This is a genomic window from Sporosarcina ureilytica (genome assembly GCF_001753205.1).
Classification (GTDB): Bacteria; Bacillota; Bacilli; order Bacillales_A; family Planococcaceae; genus Sporosarcina; species Sporosarcina ureilytica.
In genome coordinates, this window is record NZ_CP017560.1 from 2,179,807 (window position 1) to 2,194,978 (window position 15,172).

Sequence of the window (15,172 nt, forward strand, 5' to 3'; positions counted from 1 at the left end):
TTTTCAAACTAGCAATTCAAAGGAACAAACTGTTCTTTCATAAAAACACACTTAAAAGCAAGATTATTAACACTTGATTTCAGCGGTTTTTAATTCTAATTTGAAAAGTAATATGAGAGAGGAAAGAAGAGAGTGTTCTGGTGTTCACAAGAAAAACCCTGGAATCCTATAAAGGAAGACCAGGATAATATTGTACATCAGATTCGAAGAGTTTATATTAGTTAGTGCTAAGAATGGTTATAAGAGGTGAAAGTTCTCATTACATCACGTTTAAAGCTTATTCGTGTGGTATGATTTAATATTGCAATACTTCATTTTTCTTGAAAATACCAACCAATAATAGAATAAGACCTACAATGAATATCACTGGAAACACATATAACAGTAGTATCGTTGCCCAAGGATCTTCCACAATAAAAGAATAAGTTATACCAATCGAATAAGCCAAGGGTAATGAAATTGGCAACATAACAGCAATTCCCCAAATCGTGTATTTACGCTTCTTTGACTTACCCATACTAAGCAAATAAGTGATAGTCGCGCTTACAAGGGTAATTAAATAACCCAAATACAATGGGGAAATCATAATATCTTGTTTTGCAAATGAGCCATCAGAACCTATTATAAATGCTGCAAATCTAAGCCAAGGTACCATGAATGAAATCAATAAAATAAATAAGAAACACAATAAAATCATTCTTAGCATTTTGTTAAACAATAACATTCCTCCTTGTTGTTTCGTGAAAAAAAATGCTCTGGTCCGCAGTGTTATATAAATATCTAAACTATATCCTATCATAATAAGTTCTGTTTTATCGGAATATTCAACGATACCCGTGTCGGGCGCACGAAAAAAAGCATCTCCTCCTTGTGAGTAGATGCACACTCTAAACTATTTTATAAAACAATCAATCGCCCTAGTTAGATCATCAATAGCAGCTTTATCCCCTACTTCTACTGCTTCAACAATACAATGATCTATATGATCTTTTAATATAACCTTACCCGTGTTATTCAGCGCGGAGATTACCGCAGACAGTTGAATGAGTACCTCACTGCAATCTCTTCCGTCTTCTACCATTCGTTTTACCGATTCTAGATGTCCACTTGCACGGGCTAACCGATTGACGACCTTTTTTATATGTTCTTCGCTATGTTTATGATGACTATGGATTTGTTCCTCACTAATACTTTTACTATTAATAACAGACTCCCCCTATCCAATCGAATTTCATATTGACTAAAATTCTCTCTATTTTATGTAGGAAACTTTGAAAAATGTCATTTCCTATCTCTTTGTTTGAGAACCACTTACATTTTTTATCCAATTCTTTCTTAACATCATTAAAAATAGAGTAGTATCAATTTATAGTAAAATGAGACCCAAGAACTTTTTTGAAAAATAATTTTCATCATATCTAATCAAAAATCCGGTAATAAAGAGAGTCAAAAAGCACTTACCAAGTTGGACAACAGGTAAGTGCTAGTTATGTCCATTCCATTTTTCTAAGTTTTTCAATTACAATAATGAACAATCTTCCTCACATCACTGACTCCATTTCCAGTCAACAATGTTGTCTGTAACAGGCCACCCATGTCCATGTACATGGATTCTCTGTTCACCTAAATCGAGACGATCACTTCGTATATATAAATGATCAATATTGACTAGCCAAGCCCATGGCGCATCTTCAATCCAGCTGAATCCAGCTTCTCCATCCCATTGCGCCTGTTTCCAAAATTCAATTGCTTCATCTTCCGTCTTTGCTTGTAGGGCTTTTTTAAAATAGTTATCTACCATGGCATTTTTATAATATCCTGGGTTATTGTATTCAATCCCAGCATTGTCACTTCCATATATATGGTACATTTCTGACGGATCGTGACTTCCCTTCCCCATTAGTACAGCTTCTGAGTGCATCTTTTGACTAATTACATCCCAGGTTGCACCTTCTACCTTAATATGAATACCTAGTGGTTTCATCATATCTGCAACTGCAATGGAAAGAGATTGTCTTAGCGTATCATCTGAAGGATATAGGAGTGTAAATTCGGCTTTAAGTGCTCCCTTCTCAAGAATTCCATCTCCGTCCGTGTCTTTCCAGTCTGCGTCTTCTAATACTTTGCGGGCACCTTCTACATCCGTATCTTGAATCACCGTATCCGGATTCCACCAGGGTAATCCATCAACTAGTGTATATGCCGGCGAACCATATCCCGCCAATACACCATCAATTAACGCTTTTCGATCAACGGCTATATTGATGGCTTGACGGATGGCTGGATCAGCTGTGACATCATTACCAATAGGCAAACCATCTTGTGTCCGATCACCTGACTTTACATACGGGAAGACAATTCCTCGATTATCTACAGTTTGTATAGCCTCAAGTTTCATACCTGGGATTTTCTTATTGCTAAATTCGGCTGGAATAGAAACAAGATCTACAGTTCCGACTTGAGCAGCTGCAAATGCAGCGTCTTCATTCAAATAGAGGAAAGTGATTTTTTGGAAATACGGCTTTGTTCCATAGTATTCTGGATTAACCTTAACAATGAGTTGTTGTTCTTTGTCCCATTGAACGAATTGGTAAGGACCTGAACCAACTGGGTTTTCAGCATAATCACTTCCATATGCATGTTTGGGCACAATTCCTGTTTCAACTAGCGTATTTACAAATGTTGATTGCATTTCTTTTAAAATAAATTTTACCGTGGTATCGTCAACTACTTCAACTTTTTCTACTATATTTAAGTCTACAACGGATCCGCTATTCATAGCTGTGCCAAACGTAAATTTTACATCTTCAGCTGTTAATGGTGTACCATCTGAAAATTTCACGTCATCACGCAAACTGACTGTCCATACCTTTCCATCTTCACTTAACGTATAACTAGATGCCAGGTCATTTACGATATTAAGTTGATCATCCCTTGTCAATAGTGTGCTATGGAAAAGCGGCGAACCGGCACGGCCCCAACCAGTTGTAGGATCAAATCCTGTTGCAGGTTCAGATCCAATCGCAACTATAAGTTCATCCACTTGCTTTCCTTCTCTTTCTTTACTTTTCACACTATTATTAGAATCTGATACCGAACAACCTGCTACTAAAACAGAAATAGCGAAAATGGATATAACCAGAAATCCCCAAAACTTCCTTATCATCCATAACACTCCCAGTCTTTTTGTATGATAACAGTAATCATAGTATCAACGATTTTTTCTTACAAGCCTCTAAGGGGGATAAAAAAATGTGCATCTTTTCATGATGAAAAGATGCACATTCTAAACTGTTTTAACAAGGGCATAGCCTTTTATTCGACTTGACGATATCCCCCGGATAGGGATACGTGTCTAGCCCCTATCATAAGAATCAATAACTAATTTCGATGAATATCTATATATATTAGTAGCGAGTTGTCAAGATAACTTTTTGATACATAGGTACGCAAAATCACTTGCCTACGTTCTATATTACAATCTCCTTCATAAAATGAATGTATCACAACACTCATTTTAAAAAAGGGGATTAGAAAATGTATGCCATTCATTATTTTGAAAACAAAATTGAAGTACTGAATATAGCATCACGAATAATACCAGCCGTGGATGATAGCGTAAGGATAAAAGGGCGAAACGGAAAGGTGATTAGTGTTGAACAGATGACAGAAACTAAATACTTTGTGTTTGTCGAGTTTGAAAAGAAAGTGAAAAAAAGCAACACAAACTTTAGGAATCCTGGTATGAAAAGAAAATGACTTTCGATTGATATCTTGTATTGTCAGTAATAGTGTCGGATATCTGCTTGCGACACTATTCTATATCCGCCAAAAAATAATTCCTCATTAACAGCGTTAATGAGGAATCAATTTTTGGCTATTGCCGCTTCTTTGTTTTCTTATTATTAAGCCTTTCAGCTGCTGTTAACGGTTCATTCGCAAGTTCATGATCAAATTCCCGTGACAAATTTTTGCGTACCGCTTGTTCATCGTTGACGTTACTGCTTGCATTATTCTTTGGACCGTTGCTCACTATACACACCTCCATGGCCCATAGTTTGCCACGCGGTGTTTTTACTATGCATTGCAACACAATCTTATTAATCTAAAGGTTCTAAAACAATTCTGATTTGCGCTCGAACCTGTCAATACCCAAATGTACTCCCTCCTATTTCCTCATTCTTTTACGCCCCTGATTAGAAATCCTTTCTTAGATAGATATGTAGAGTTTAATAATCAAAAAGGATACAAATATTAAAAATCAGCTACTTATTGAGAAACGAATAACATGCCAAATTCTATTCTCTTTCGACAACTACCTTAAAGATAACTGGCTATTAACCTTCTAAATAGTGTCCAAGTTGAGTGAGTGAGTGACTGGCACGAGATTCATCTGAATAGTGTCCAAGTTGAGTGAGTGGCACGAGATTCAACAGCCAACTCCCCACAATGACCGCCCGGACATGTCCACCCGCCACCTCTCAATCTCCCCTACTCCCCCAAGGGTTAAAGGCACCAATTTCGCAACCGAACCTATCTTTTTATTAAACTAATATCTTTGTATTTATAATACGTATTTAGCATCTATTAAAAGTTTTTAAATTAATTTTCGAAAAATGTATCCCTTTTTGTATTTCCAATCTATATAAAGAGTAACAAGAGATCAAAGGGGCCGATCAACAATGAATTACTTAAGCAAATACCAATCTTTCGCAAATAAATATGAACTCAATGAGGCAATTGCTTCGCATTTAAATGATCATAGACACCAATTGAACGATACAGATCACAACGTACTGACGATGTTAAGCCGATATGCAGTGAAATACCCAGGCGTTGCGCACTTGAAAATAGGGACGATTGCGAAAGCTTTACATAAATCGGACCGCACTGTTCGCCGCTCAATCGAGAAACTGGAGCAACTACAAATCATTAAAAGACAAGTATTTTTACGAGAGAAAACAGGTGGACAAGGGGCCAATCTTTATATTTTTTTACCTTACAAACAAACAGAACTTACTGAAACGAAGGTAGAGCAAGTGACGAAAACAGAACAAATTCATGCACCAAATCAACCAGACATTGAAGAACCAACCATTCCAATCACACTTTACACACGTTTCAAAAATCTAATTAAGTCTTACTCGGGAGAAAATAACGAAAGCCTTGCCAGCAAACTTTACGGCATTTATCGCGTACATACCACAAAACTTATGAAATTCGAGATTCACGCGGACAAAGGAGAACTTTTAAAAACAATTGCAATCCAAGCAATTCGTGTCTTGTTTCAAGCAACAAAAAGAAAAAACATCCGCAACCTTATCGGCTATTACGACGGCATCTTCCGTGAATTAACCGACAAAGCTTTATTTGCGGAGGCTTTTATGGATTACGATGCACCAGTGGAAGTTAAAATACCGCAGATAACTTGCATCAAATGATATTTACACCCAAATATAGTATAGTGAAATAACATGTTTTTTTAGACGTATCAAATTACGGAATTGTAGTATAGGCCCTGCTCCGTTTACGTGTGAAATTGATATATGAGTAAAATTATTTAAAAGGAGTAGGTAAGACAATCATGAATACAACTACAAAGGACTCCCCTTTCATTCGTCCTTTTCTAATGCTATTTTTATTTGCAAGTTTACTATTAACAGGATGTGCTGGTGAGATAAACGACAGCACCAACAATGAGCTTGCGACGGAGAATGAAACGCTGTCACAAAAAGAAGTACAACCACCCAAAGAAGAATTCTCACCCGAATTAACAATGAGTAATACGATTGAACACAATGCATTACAAATTACAGGAAAAACGAACCTTCCTGATGGAACAATTTTATTCGTAACACTTTTAAATCATAAATCTGTAGAAATAGAAAAAGCACTCACAGTGAAAAACGGTGAGTTTTCTGCGGATGCAATACCAATTGAAGAGTTAAAATCAGGCAAGCAATCGATCAAGGTATCGTTGGCTGATGATCAACCAGATGCAGTCGTAGCGATTATCGGGGATTCTCGTGATTTATTAATCAGTGATTATGTTGAACTAAACAAACCATTAACGACTACTGCCAAGATTGATGTACCAAGCGAACGCGCTCCGCCGAGTGATGTACAAGGTATCAAAACGAAAGTTACGAGAGTTATCGACGGGGATACAATCATTGTAAATATGGATGGTAAAGAAGAAAGGGTAAGACTTATTTTAGTGGATACCCCAGAAACAAAGCACCCTCAAATGGGGGTCCAACCTTACGGACCAGAGGCATCTGCATTCACGACCGAACAACTTGAAGGTAAAGTTATCACATTAGAAATCGGAGTCCAAGAACGCGATAGATATGGGAGAGTGCTCGCCTATGTGTGGCTGGGCGACAAACTTTTTAACCAAACGTTACTAGAAAAAGGCCTTGCACGAGTTGCGGTCTACCCACCGAACACAAAGTATTTGGATGAGTTGAATGCCACACAAGATACTGCGAAGAAAAAAGCAATCGGGATTTGGTCGATTGAAAATTATGTTTCAGCTAAAGGATTTAACGATCACCAACAAAATCAATCCTTTGCAACGACAAGTAAACCAAAAGTAGAAACGCAACAAGTACAAAAACCTGAACCAGAAAAAACAGGTGAATGTAACATCAAAGGAAGTAGTAGCGGCATTTACCATGTTCCCGGGAGCACTTATTATGAACGAACAACAAACCCTGATAGGATGTTCTGTTCGATTGAGGAAGCACAGAACGCTGGATTTAGAGCGCCAAAACGGTGATAGTGAAAGGTGTCTTTTTTATTGCCTGTGTAAAATGCAACTATAACAATTCAAGTATATGATTAATACTACATACGGAGTCCAATCAAACTTTATAATGATTGGACTCTCAACTTTCCTTATGCAATTGTAGCAAATTGACTGAATAGCTTGTTGCAAAGGTTCCCGAATTATTAACAGAAGAAAGCTACTTCATCAAACGAAAAAAACACTATATATTAAAAAATCCTGTCTCTCATGTTTGATAGACAGAATTTCCTTCATTTTAAATTGATATATACTTACTACCTTCTCTAATACTAAGTGGTGATAATTTCTCTCTGTGCTTATCAATAAATTGGATAACCCATGTAGGATTTGTTTTACTATAATCTCTCAATGTCCATCCGATTGCTTTATTTATAAAAAATTCCTCTGACTCAAAATTATTAATTAAAATCTTCTCTAAAAGTTCTTCTTTCATTTTTTCCTTTCTAAACATTTGATGATTGATCGCAATTCGTCTTAACCAAATATTTTCATCTTTACTCCACTCAATCATCATTTGATCCAATGCTGGATGCTTAAGTGCGAGATCCCCTATAATTCTATGCAACCCATCTACACTATCCCACCATGATTTATTAACTAATAGCAATTTTATTTTATCGACATCTTCAATTTCTAAAAACTTGTTCATCATTTTAAGATAATCAATTGCGACATATTGCGCTTCTCTATATGACTTTTTCCAGCAAGTATCAATAAATTCCCAATCAATATTTTTCACCTTTTTAGCTTCACTAAAATATGATTTTGTGATTTCTTTTCTTAGAGGTGTCTGGATTCCTAGAAACCGAAAATTGTTCTTCATATATTTTTCCATCTGTTTTGCTTTTTCAATGTCTGTATTTTTTTCTAAATCGGTAAATATATTGTGTAAGTTCATCGAAGCCCTCCTTTTTTCCAAAAAATACTTTTGACTTATTTCATCATTTAGATTCGCCTTAATAAATTCTATTTAAAAATTCTTCCGAACCAATTGGTCGAAGGGGGATCTTGACACTAAGCTTAATTTATCTTAATCGTGTCCCGTGAAATCATTATCATTTTCCCCATACTCCGCCCCCAATATTTCAGAAGAATCCTTTATGTTAATTGTTAACTAAACAAGCCTGATTGTTGAATGTTATAAATTAAATTTTTCTGAAATGATTTCAGCTACTTCTCTTGCATCCAAATCGGTATTATTTATTTTGATGTAATTTTCACTCTTAATTTCACCCTTGTTGGAGTTTAATCTGTGTTTTTTCATTGTCTCTTTTAGCTCATATTCTGACCATTCAATGTTTCTTTTCGTAGGTTTTTGTTTAAGTCGATGCGGACTTTTATTTCGTTCCAACCTTTCTTTAATATCAGCTTCTAATTCTACGAAATAAGTAGTTGCCCCTTGGGAATCAAAAATTCCCCTTGTCTTGTTTACAAAATCCCAATACTCCTGCTGGTCAAAAGCCCATACATAAGTAAAAATTAAACCTTTCAAATTACTTTTAGCTACTACTCTAAATATTTCTGTTCTAAATAAAGATGACAACTTCCACGTTTCTGGGCTAAAACCGAATAACGGTTCAAGGAATTCAATGGTCATATGGTTGTGAAATAGCTTCATGTCAGTTACTTTTGCTAGTTCTTGTCCGACTGTCATTTTACCAACTGCTTGTGGACCAAATATAAGTATAAATTTCATAAACTCCCCCCCTAAATCATACTAACTAGTTCGTTAAATACTAAGCTTTATCCTGTAAACTGCTCCTATTACTGAATAGGCGCTAATCCTAATTAAAGAATTGCGCCCGATTGCGGCTTATAGCAACATTTTTTTTAGGATTGAAAAATTCTTCTCAAGAAATGAAGCGTTCTTTTCAATTCCACGACGTTTACACCAGCCAATACTATTAAAAGCATCTGTAAATTGATAAAAAGGCAACACAACTTCGAAATCAATTAATGGTCTTATGGTGTTATAACCTTCTTGATAGGACTGATACAAGGAAATATCGAAGCTTAAAAAATCACGGTACAGTTTGGTGAAATCGATTTCTGTTGAGCCAAATCGTACACTTTCAAAATCTATCATGCCCGTGACTTTATCTCCAGCAACAATTATATTTGCTGGACGAAAATCCATATGTATAAAGCTCGGGCCATCTGAAGGAGGGAGCTGAAGTTTCATATTTTCGAACTTTTCAATGGACTGTTTGTATAAACTTTCATCCAAAACTTCCTTTACATCCTCAGCAAAACTATAAAATTGACGTTCCACAAAATTAGACCAGTTCGGAAACTCATTTTGTATGCCGGTTAACTGTAACGTAGTTGGTGGCTGAATTTGATGCATAGAAGCATGGAGGATCCCAACCTGAAACGCTACTGTTGGTAAAGCTTTATTTGTTAGCGGTTGCCCTTTTAATTCGGATAATAAAAACGCACCGGGACATTCTTCATCACCAGACCAATAATCCAACATCTTAGGAATGGAAACTCTATCTTTTATGATTTCATAGGCTTCCAACTCTCGCTGACATTTCAACTTTGTGTAAGGCATTTTTAAAAAGACATTTTCTCCATTAAGCAAATGGCATTTATAAACTGTTGAACTATGAGAATCTTCAACCTCATTAATTGATAACACATTCAATTCGAATTGTTGAATGACTCGATTTAACATCCAACCCCTCGCTCTTTCTTTAAAGTTTTATGCCACAATCTGGCCCATATGATGAATAGGCGCAGTTCCTTATTCAATAAGTGCGCCCGTTAGGGGAGGAGTTTTATTTATTTATCTCGTTCCACTTACTCAAATACATTCGTTCTGTTAGCTTGTTGGGATTATCTATTTTACAAATAAATTCTAAACTATTACCATCAGGGTCATTAAAATGAATTTTAGCGTGTGCATAATCCTTGTGAGGCATAACAAAAGGTTCAATCGGTTTAAACCCAAATGCTTCTCTAGGTTTATATCCATTATTTCTGAGCCAGTTAACAGAGTTCTTTAACCCTTCTAACGATACTTGAAAAGCTATATGTCTTATCGAAGGATGGTATTCAAGTTCTACTTTATCGGTTTCCCATATTCCCAACCAACTTTTTTCTTTTACAATCCACAAAAATGCTAATCTATCCCCAACGATATGATCAAATTCAAGCCCAAGACCAGTGTAGAATTCTATCGAACGCTTTAAATCACTTACTGGTAAATGCGCTTCATATAATCCCTTTATAATTCAAAAAACCTCCAATTTTTCTATTTTACAAAGCTAAAGTCTCCTAGTGTATTATTTTCCTTGTTAAACTATTTGGTGCATTAGTTGAACAAGAAAAGAGCCCTCTAAGCAGCTTAATGATCTTCAAGTAAAGCATCTTTAACTTCAAACAATAAACTTCCCTCCCAATTACTCCGCATAATGGCCCTGTCGTTGAACGCTTGATCGGAAATCGCGCCCGTTAATTGAATTAAACTTTAAACGTTTGAATTAGACATAACTCTTTATCAATTAAATCTTGTCTTTCGTTAGTTTCAATATTTAATCCAGTATAAACTTTTTTCCAAAATGCAACTGCACGTTTATTTTCAACAACCTGTATTATAAAATATTGCCCCGGTTTCTCTTCAAATATTTTTCTAGCAGCTTGTACAGCCAATCCCTTACCTTTGTATTGATTAAGTATAAAAAAATCGTTTATTCCATAATCATTGCTTTTTTTCAAAAACGGGCGTTCTAATAGCAATATAAAACCAATAGTTTTTTCATTCAACGTTATAAAATAGGGTGATAATCCATCTACTCTCCAGAAATCATCCAATTCCTCATAATGAAAAGCACCGTCTTCACCTAAATTTAAATTCATAGTGAAATTCGAAAGCTCGTGAAGATACAATGAATAAAGGTTACGCAAAATAGGTTTTTCTGATTCCAAAACTTCTTTGAGAATAATAGTCAATTTATAATACCCCTTCTCTTTTTACTAATTAAAGCAATTAGCTGTTTCTTCTTTTAAAATTCAAACATAATATCTTTTTCAACCAACTTTGTCTAATAACCCAATAAGTCTTTCTCCACAATCTGGCCGATTGCTTTGTAAGCACTTTTGCTTTTCAGTTAACGCGTCCGAGGCATGAAGCAAAATTGTCTATCACTAGCACCTGAATACTTTTATGCTTTATTTTCCGAAACAATACTTGCCACGCCAAATATAAATAGCAGTAAAATACCAATCAGTGAAGGCGTAGACCATGCAATACGCGGATCAAAAAGCTGGAAGAGAAATGTGAAAACAGGGACGAAGCAGATGGTCATCATAACGAAAAAAGGCTCGCAATAGGTGCTGCACCCCAAAAGTTAGAGTTAAAAAACTAACTTTTGGGGTGTTTTTATATGGCTAAATATAGTTTAGAGTTTAAATTTAAAGTGGTGAGAGAATATCTTGAAGGTACTTTAGGATATAGATTACTGGCGCGAAAATATGGTATTCCAAGTAAATCGCCAATTGAAAGTTGGGTTCAAGCATATAAAGCATTTGGTGAAGATGGATTACGTAGAAAACGTTCTAAGAAGGTTTACTCTGTTCAATTTAAGTTGGATGTATTACACTTTATAAAACGAACAGGCGCTTCATACCAAGATACAGCAATTGAATTTAACATGAATAATCCATCTTTGATTGCGAACTGGAAAAGAACTTTTCTAAAAGAAGGTGTAGAAGGGCTTAAACCTAAATCGAAAGGGTGTCCTACTATGTCTAAAGATAAAAAAGCGAAACCAGTGAAAACAGAGGAGAAAATGTCTCGTGAAGAACAACTAGAACGTGAAAATGAACTTCTTCGCTTAGAAATTGCATACTTAAAAAAGTTAGACGCTTTTCAGGAGAATCCGAATGCCTTCCTAGAAAAGCACAAGCAGCAATGGCATTCGAACTCAAAGAAGAAGGGTTCAAATTAAAAGATGTATTATTGGTAGTCGGTATTCCAGAGGCAACCTATCACTATCAAATCCAACAATTGAAGCAAGCAGACCCAGACGAAGAATTGAAAGAGGTTATTCTTGATCTTTTCCAAAAACATGAAGGCAAATATGGATATCGTCGCATTCATTTAGCATTAAGAAATCAAGGATATTTGATTAATCATAAAAAAGTTCAACGAATCATGGGCGATTTAGGGTTAAAATGTGTGAAATTCACTCGTAAGTCACGATACAATTCATACAAAGGTACTGTTGGGAAAGTAGCCAAAAATCGCTTGAACCGTAGATTTAACACGTCAATCCGCCTGCAAAAATTAGTAACCGATGTCACTGAATTTAAGTGTCTAGACGACGAAAAACTGTATCTAAACCCTATTTTAGATTTATATAACGGAGAAATTATTTCTTTCGGAATCTCCAAGAGACCTACATTGGATTTAGTACTGGAACCATTAAAAGAAGCAGTAAGAGTCATTAAAACTGAAGCTGAATATCGAACAACAATACATTCCGATCAAGGTTGGCATTATCAACATCAAAAATGGATTAAGACATTAAAGAAAAATAAAGTCTTCCAAAGTATGTCTAGAAAAGCAACCTGTGCTGATAACGCTGTAATGGAAAATTTCTTCGGGATTTTAAAGCAAGAAATTTATTACGGTGAAGAATTATTGTCTTATCATAAGCTTAAACAAAAAATAGAACAGTATATTGATTACTACAATAACGAACGAATAAAAGTAAAATTGGCCGGTTTAAGTCCAATACAATACCGAACTCAAACCAGCCAAACAGCTGCATAATAAAAACTCTAACTTTTAGGGGTCACTACCCAATCGCGCCCTTTAATTGAATAACTGATTTATTTTGCTGTCATCTTTCAAATATTTCTGTGCAAGTTTTTCTGCTTCTCTTTCATGTTCATTTTCTAATTCATGGAGATTACGCACCCGTTAGTGGAGGAGTTTTATTTATTTATCTCGTTCCACTTACTCAAATACATTTGTTCTGTTAGCTTCTTGGGATTATCTATTTTACAAATAAACTCTAGACTATTACCATCAGGGTCATTAAAATGAATTTTAGCGTGTGCATAATCCTTGTGAGGCATAACAAAAGGTTCAATCGGTTTAAACCCAAATGCCTCTCTAGGTTTATATCCTTTATTTCTGAGCCAGTTAACAGAGTTCTTTAACCCTTCTAACGATACTTGAAAAGCTATATGTCTTATCGAAGGATGGTATTCAAGTTCTACTTTATCGGTTTCCCATATTCCCAACCAACTTTTATCTTTTACAATCCACAAAAATGCTTATCTATCCTCAACGATATGATCAAGTTCAAGCCCAAGACCAGTGTAGAACTCTATCGAACGCTTTAAATCACTTACTGGTAAATGCGCTTCATATAATCCCTTTATCATTCAAAAAACCTCCAATTTTTCTATTTTACAAAGCTAAAGTCTCCTAGTGTATTATTTTCCTTGTTAAACTATTTGGTGCATTAGTTGAACAAGAAATGAGCCATCTAAGCAGCTCAATGATCTTCAAGTAAAGGACCTTATAACGGTACTCCGACTTACATTTATTAAGAATCTTTTCTTTGATTATTGGTACTCTTAAACATATATCTAATACCCCTGCCTGCAAGTGGTTCATCTTCATATCTTGGTAACACGTGAAAATGCGAATGGAATATATGCTGCCCTCCAACTTCACCACAATTCCAACCAAGGTTGTACCCCTGCGGTTGATAATTTTCGTCTAAGTATCTCTTCACATCTTGAAGAAGTGCGTGTGTAGCATTCCATTCCTCAAGCGTTAAGTCAAAAGCAGTTTCCCTATGTTTCCTTGGTATAATTATTCCTGCACCTTCGAGTTGAACACCTTCTTGCTTAGCCTGATCTAACTGTAAGAACATACAAAACTCATTGCTCATAATTACGTTTTGAGTTGGTTCTAACTCTGGATAGCAAAATATACAATCTTTCATCTCTTTCTCCCCCGACTACTATTTTTCACATTCTCTCACTTCATAAAATGGCCTGATTAAAGAAAAGGCGCACTGCCTTTTTCAATAAGTGCGCCCGATTGCTGTATAGTTAAGGTCTTTTTACTAACAAAGCATGATTAAGTGCTTCTTGAAATATCTCATGCCATTCGTGATGATAATCAGGGGCTTTATTAGGATTCACAAAAATTCTTTGAGTGGATTCATACTCGCTTGAAAATTGATGTAAATGGTCAATATCCATACGATAATATGCCTGGTATCCTACCTTGGGATAGGGGCTGTTTTCGATCCAATTTGGATTTTCGTTATGGTCGACTTCGATACATCCAAGAAAATTGCATTTCCCTTCAGCGTCCCCTTCTTCCATAGCTTCACGTTTAAAACATTCCTCTGGAGACTCATTTAATTCAATATGACCTCCTGGAATGTCCCATCCACGGTGTTTGAGGTCAATCAATAACAACTCGTTCTTATAAAAGCAAAATCCATGAACACTTGTAATTAAATTACATGGTGGCATTTTGCTTTTAGGCTTCCATGTCAATTTAACCTTACCGTTTCCCCAAGTCACATAAATTGTCGTCATATTCCCCTCCAAAATCCATCGTAAATTCTTCTTTTTTATTCAACATAATGGCCCGTTTGTTTTAATATAGTCTCCAGAAGGCATCCCTATTGCCAATAGACGGTATATGCAATAATCGCGCCCGTTTGCCGCAATATTACACTGTTAAACACATTTGAACTGTTTTCAGAATATGCCCATCAAAGTTATCATCGTATTCTTTAACTGTCTTAAATCCTTTTGCTTCATAAAATGTTTTTCCGATATTATTTTCTTTCTCAACATCAATATAAATTTCTTTGACGTTTTCTAATTCCTTGATACCTTTTTGCAATAATGCAGTACCGATACCCTTACCTTGATAGTCGGGGTAGAGATAGATTGCACTTAACTCTGACTGCCCTCCATTGTTTACTGGTGTGAAATTGGCAAAACCTATGATTTTATCTTCCATTTCTGCTACGAAAATAAACGATCCATTTAATCGTCTCTTCATCATTTCATCACTGTATGCAGCCTTCAAAAAGTTCTCCTGTATATTGTGTGGTATTATTCCATCATAGGTTGCATTCCAGCTCTTTTTCGCCACATCTTGAACCTGCTTAATATCTTCTTTTTTCATTTCACGAATCATAAAACTCATTTTTACTATCCCCCTTCATTTAACACGGCTTTATTCCAGATTTTCGCCCTATAAACGAAACTTAAACAGTCTAGCTAATTGCTTTGATTTTGTTTTCTTTTATAGAAATAAATGACATTAAAAACACTGGATAATGCCACCATTAACCACAACCATTTTAAAGT

General features: G+C 35.6%; 19 protein-coding genes and 1 pseudogene. 6 read left to right on the forward strand and 14 right to left on the reverse strand.

Going from position 1 to position 15,172, the window contains the following annotated elements; all coding sequences use genetic code 11:
• Positions 1 to 295: 295 nt before the first annotated feature.
• The 3 genes from BI350_RS10770 to BI350_RS10780 form a co-directional block, all read right to left on the reverse strand.
• Complete coding sequence (locus tag BI350_RS10770) at positions 296 to 718, reverse strand: hypothetical protein (protein WP_245698245.1); 423 nt, start codon at positions 716 to 718, stop codon at positions 296 to 298.
• Between the two features lie 174 nt (positions 719 to 892).
• Positions 893 to 1,081, reverse strand: a complete 189-nt coding sequence (locus tag BI350_RS17225) for a metal-sensing transcriptional repressor (protein ID WP_245698246.1) — start codon at positions 1,079 to 1,081, stop codon at positions 893 to 895.
• Positions 1,082 to 1,546: 465 nt separating this feature from the next.
• Complete coding sequence (locus BI350_RS10780; RefSeq protein WP_075528121.1) at positions 1,547 to 3,166, reverse strand: ABC transporter substrate-binding protein; 1,620 nt, start codon at positions 3,164 to 3,166, stop codon at positions 1,547 to 1,549.
• Between the two features lie 371 nt (positions 3,167 to 3,537).
• On the opposite strand from BI350_RS10780, the gene BI350_RS10785 reads away from it, so the two are divergent.
• Positions 3,538 to 3,759 carry a hypothetical protein gene (locus tag BI350_RS10785; protein WP_075528122.1) on the forward strand — a complete coding sequence of 74 codons (222 nt, stop codon included), beginning with the start codon at positions 3,538 to 3,540 and terminating at the stop codon, positions 3,757 to 3,759.
• A 118-nt stretch (positions 3,760 to 3,877) separates the two neighbouring features.
• Here the strand turns inward: BI350_RS10785 and sspO are convergent, their stop codons facing one another.
• Positions 3,878 to 4,036 (reverse strand): small acid-soluble spore protein O, encoded by a 159-nt coding sequence (gene sspO, locus BI350_RS10790; RefSeq protein ID WP_425423255.1) that lies wholly within the window; start codon positions 4,034 to 4,036, stop codon positions 3,878 to 3,880.
• A gap of 301 nt (positions 4,037 to 4,337) precedes the next feature.
• A complete protein-coding gene (locus BI350_RS16945) occupies positions 4,338 to 4,478 on the reverse strand; it encodes a hypothetical protein (protein WP_155767520.1) in 141 nt (46 codons plus the stop codon).
• A 204-nt stretch (positions 4,479 to 4,682) separates the two neighbouring features.
• Here BI350_RS16945 and BI350_RS10795 point away from each other — a divergent pair, with 204 nt between their 5' ends.
• Positions 4,683 to 5,441: a helix-turn-helix domain-containing protein gene (locus tag BI350_RS10795; protein ID WP_075528124.1), complete on the forward strand. Its 759-nt coding sequence runs from the start codon at positions 4,683 to 4,685 to the stop codon at positions 5,439 to 5,441.
• Positions 5,442 to 5,584: 143 nt separating this feature from the next.
• Positions 5,585 to 6,781, forward strand: coding sequence for a thermonuclease family protein (locus tag BI350_RS17230; RefSeq protein WP_075528125.1), 1,197 nt, complete (start codon positions 5,585 to 5,587; stop codon positions 6,779 to 6,781).
• A 265-nt stretch (positions 6,782 to 7,046) separates the two neighbouring features.
• Here the strand turns inward: BI350_RS17230 and BI350_RS10805 are convergent, their stop codons facing one another.
• From BI350_RS10805 to BI350_RS10825, 5 genes are all read right to left on the reverse strand, one after another.
• On the reverse strand, positions 7,047 to 7,709 hold the full coding sequence (locus BI350_RS10805; RefSeq protein ID WP_075528126.1) for a DNA alkylation repair protein: 663 nt from the start codon (positions 7,707 to 7,709) through the stop codon (positions 7,047 to 7,049).
• A 240-nt stretch (positions 7,710 to 7,949) separates the two neighbouring features.
• Entirely contained in the window at positions 7,950 to 8,507 is a 558-nt protein-coding gene (locus BI350_RS10810) for a DEAD/DEAH box helicase family protein (protein ID WP_075528127.1), read from the reverse strand.
• A gap of 117 nt (positions 8,508 to 8,624) precedes the next feature.
• Positions 8,625 to 9,488, reverse strand: a complete 864-nt coding sequence (locus BI350_RS10815; protein WP_075528128.1) for an aminoglycoside phosphotransferase family protein — start codon at positions 9,486 to 9,488, stop codon at positions 8,625 to 8,627.
• Between the two features lie 103 nt (positions 9,489 to 9,591).
• Complete coding sequence (locus tag BI350_RS10820) at positions 9,592 to 10,047, reverse strand: VOC family protein (protein WP_075528129.1); 456 nt, start codon at positions 10,045 to 10,047, stop codon at positions 9,592 to 9,594.
• A 229-nt stretch (positions 10,048 to 10,276) separates the two neighbouring features.
• Positions 10,277 to 10,765, reverse strand: a complete 489-nt coding sequence (locus tag BI350_RS10825; RefSeq protein WP_075528130.1) for a GNAT family N-acetyltransferase — start codon at positions 10,763 to 10,765, stop codon at positions 10,277 to 10,279.
• Positions 10,766 to 10,939: 174 nt separating this feature from the next.
• Between BI350_RS10825 and BI350_RS17090 the strand changes: the two genes are divergently transcribed.
• The 3 genes from BI350_RS17090 to BI350_RS10835 are packed head-to-tail and all read left to right on the forward strand — an operon-like array spanning position 10,940 to position 12,590.
• A complete protein-coding gene (locus BI350_RS17090; protein ID WP_168157264.1) occupies positions 10,940 to 11,146 on the forward strand; it encodes a hypothetical protein in 207 nt (68 codons plus the stop codon).
• Between the two features lie 53 nt (positions 11,147 to 11,199).
• Positions 11,200 to 11,763, forward strand: a complete 564-nt coding sequence (locus BI350_RS10830) for a helix-turn-helix domain-containing protein (RefSeq protein ID WP_075526993.1) — start codon at positions 11,200 to 11,202, stop codon at positions 11,761 to 11,763.
• Positions 11,661 to 12,590, forward strand: a complete 930-nt coding sequence (locus BI350_RS10835; RefSeq protein ID WP_155767468.1) for an IS3 family transposase — start codon at positions 11,661 to 11,663, stop codon at positions 12,588 to 12,590. The genes BI350_RS10830 and BI350_RS10835 overlap by 103 nt, the downstream gene beginning before the upstream one ends.
• A 164-nt stretch (positions 12,591 to 12,754) precedes the next feature.
• Here the strand turns inward: BI350_RS10835 and BI350_RS10840 are convergent.
• The 4 genes and pseudogenes from BI350_RS10840 to BI350_RS10855 form a co-directional block, all read right to left on the reverse strand.
• Positions 12,755 to 13,210: pseudogene (locus BI350_RS10840) on the reverse strand (VOC family protein).
• A gap of 164 nt (positions 13,211 to 13,374) precedes the next feature.
• On the reverse strand, positions 13,375 to 13,779 hold the full coding sequence (locus BI350_RS10845) for an HIT family protein (RefSeq protein ID WP_075528131.1): 405 nt from the start codon (positions 13,777 to 13,779) through the stop codon (positions 13,375 to 13,377).
• Positions 13,780 to 13,888: 109 nt separating this feature from the next.
• On the reverse strand, positions 13,889 to 14,386 hold the full coding sequence (locus tag BI350_RS10850; protein WP_075528132.1) for an NUDIX hydrolase: 498 nt from the start codon (positions 14,384 to 14,386) through the stop codon (positions 13,889 to 13,891).
• A 136-nt stretch (positions 14,387 to 14,522) separates the two neighbouring features.
• Entirely contained in the window at positions 14,523 to 15,008 is a 486-nt protein-coding gene (locus tag BI350_RS10855) for a GNAT family N-acetyltransferase (RefSeq protein ID WP_075528133.1), read from the reverse strand.
• Positions 15,009 to 15,172: the final 164 nt, after the last annotated feature.

Excerpts from the sequence above, each read along its gene's own strand:
- BI350_RS17225 (WP_245698246.1), bottom strand. The coding sequence starts at position 1,081 with ATGGTAGAAGACGGAAGAGATTGCAGTGAGGTACTCATTCAACTGTCT.
- BI350_RS10780 (WP_075528121.1), bottom strand. The coding sequence starts at position 3,166 with ATGATAAGGAAGTTTTGGGGATTTCTGGTTATATCCATTTTCGCTATT.
- BI350_RS10785 (WP_075528122.1), top strand. The coding sequence starts at position 3,538 with ATGTATGCCATTCATTATTTTGAAAACAAAATTGAAGTACTGAATATA.
- BI350_RS10795 (WP_075528124.1), top strand. The coding sequence starts at position 4,683 with ATGAATTACTTAAGCAAATACCAATCTTTCGCAAATAAATATGAACTC.
- BI350_RS17230 (WP_075528125.1), top strand. The coding sequence starts at position 5,585 with ATGAATACAACTACAAAGGACTCCCCTTTCATTCGTCCTTTTCTAATG.
- BI350_RS10805 (WP_075528126.1), bottom strand. The coding sequence starts at position 7,709 with ATGAACTTACACAATATATTTACCGATTTAGAAAAAAATACAGACATT.
- BI350_RS10810 (WP_075528127.1), bottom strand. The coding sequence starts at position 8,507 with ATGAAATTTATACTTATATTTGGTCCACAAGCAGTTGGTAAAATGACA.
- BI350_RS10815 (WP_075528128.1), bottom strand. The coding sequence starts at position 9,488 with ATGTTAAATCGAGTCATTCAACAATTCGAATTGAATGTGTTATCAATT.
- BI350_RS17090 (WP_168157264.1), top strand. The coding sequence starts at position 10,940 with ATGAAGCAAAATTGTCTATCACTAGCACCTGAATACTTTTATGCTTTA.
- BI350_RS10830 (WP_075526993.1), top strand. The coding sequence starts at position 11,200 with ATGGCTAAATATAGTTTAGAGTTTAAATTTAAAGTGGTGAGAGAATAT.
- BI350_RS10845 (WP_075528131.1), bottom strand. The coding sequence starts at position 13,779 with ATGAAAGATTGTATATTTTGCTATCCAGAGTTAGAACCAACTCAAAAC.
- BI350_RS10850 (WP_075528132.1), bottom strand. The coding sequence starts at position 14,386 with ATGACGACAATTTATGTGACTTGGGGAAACGGTAAGGTTAAATTGACA.
- BI350_RS10855 (WP_075528133.1), bottom strand. The coding sequence starts at position 15,008 with ATGAGTTTTATGATTCGTGAAATGAAAAAAGAAGATATTAAGCAGGTT.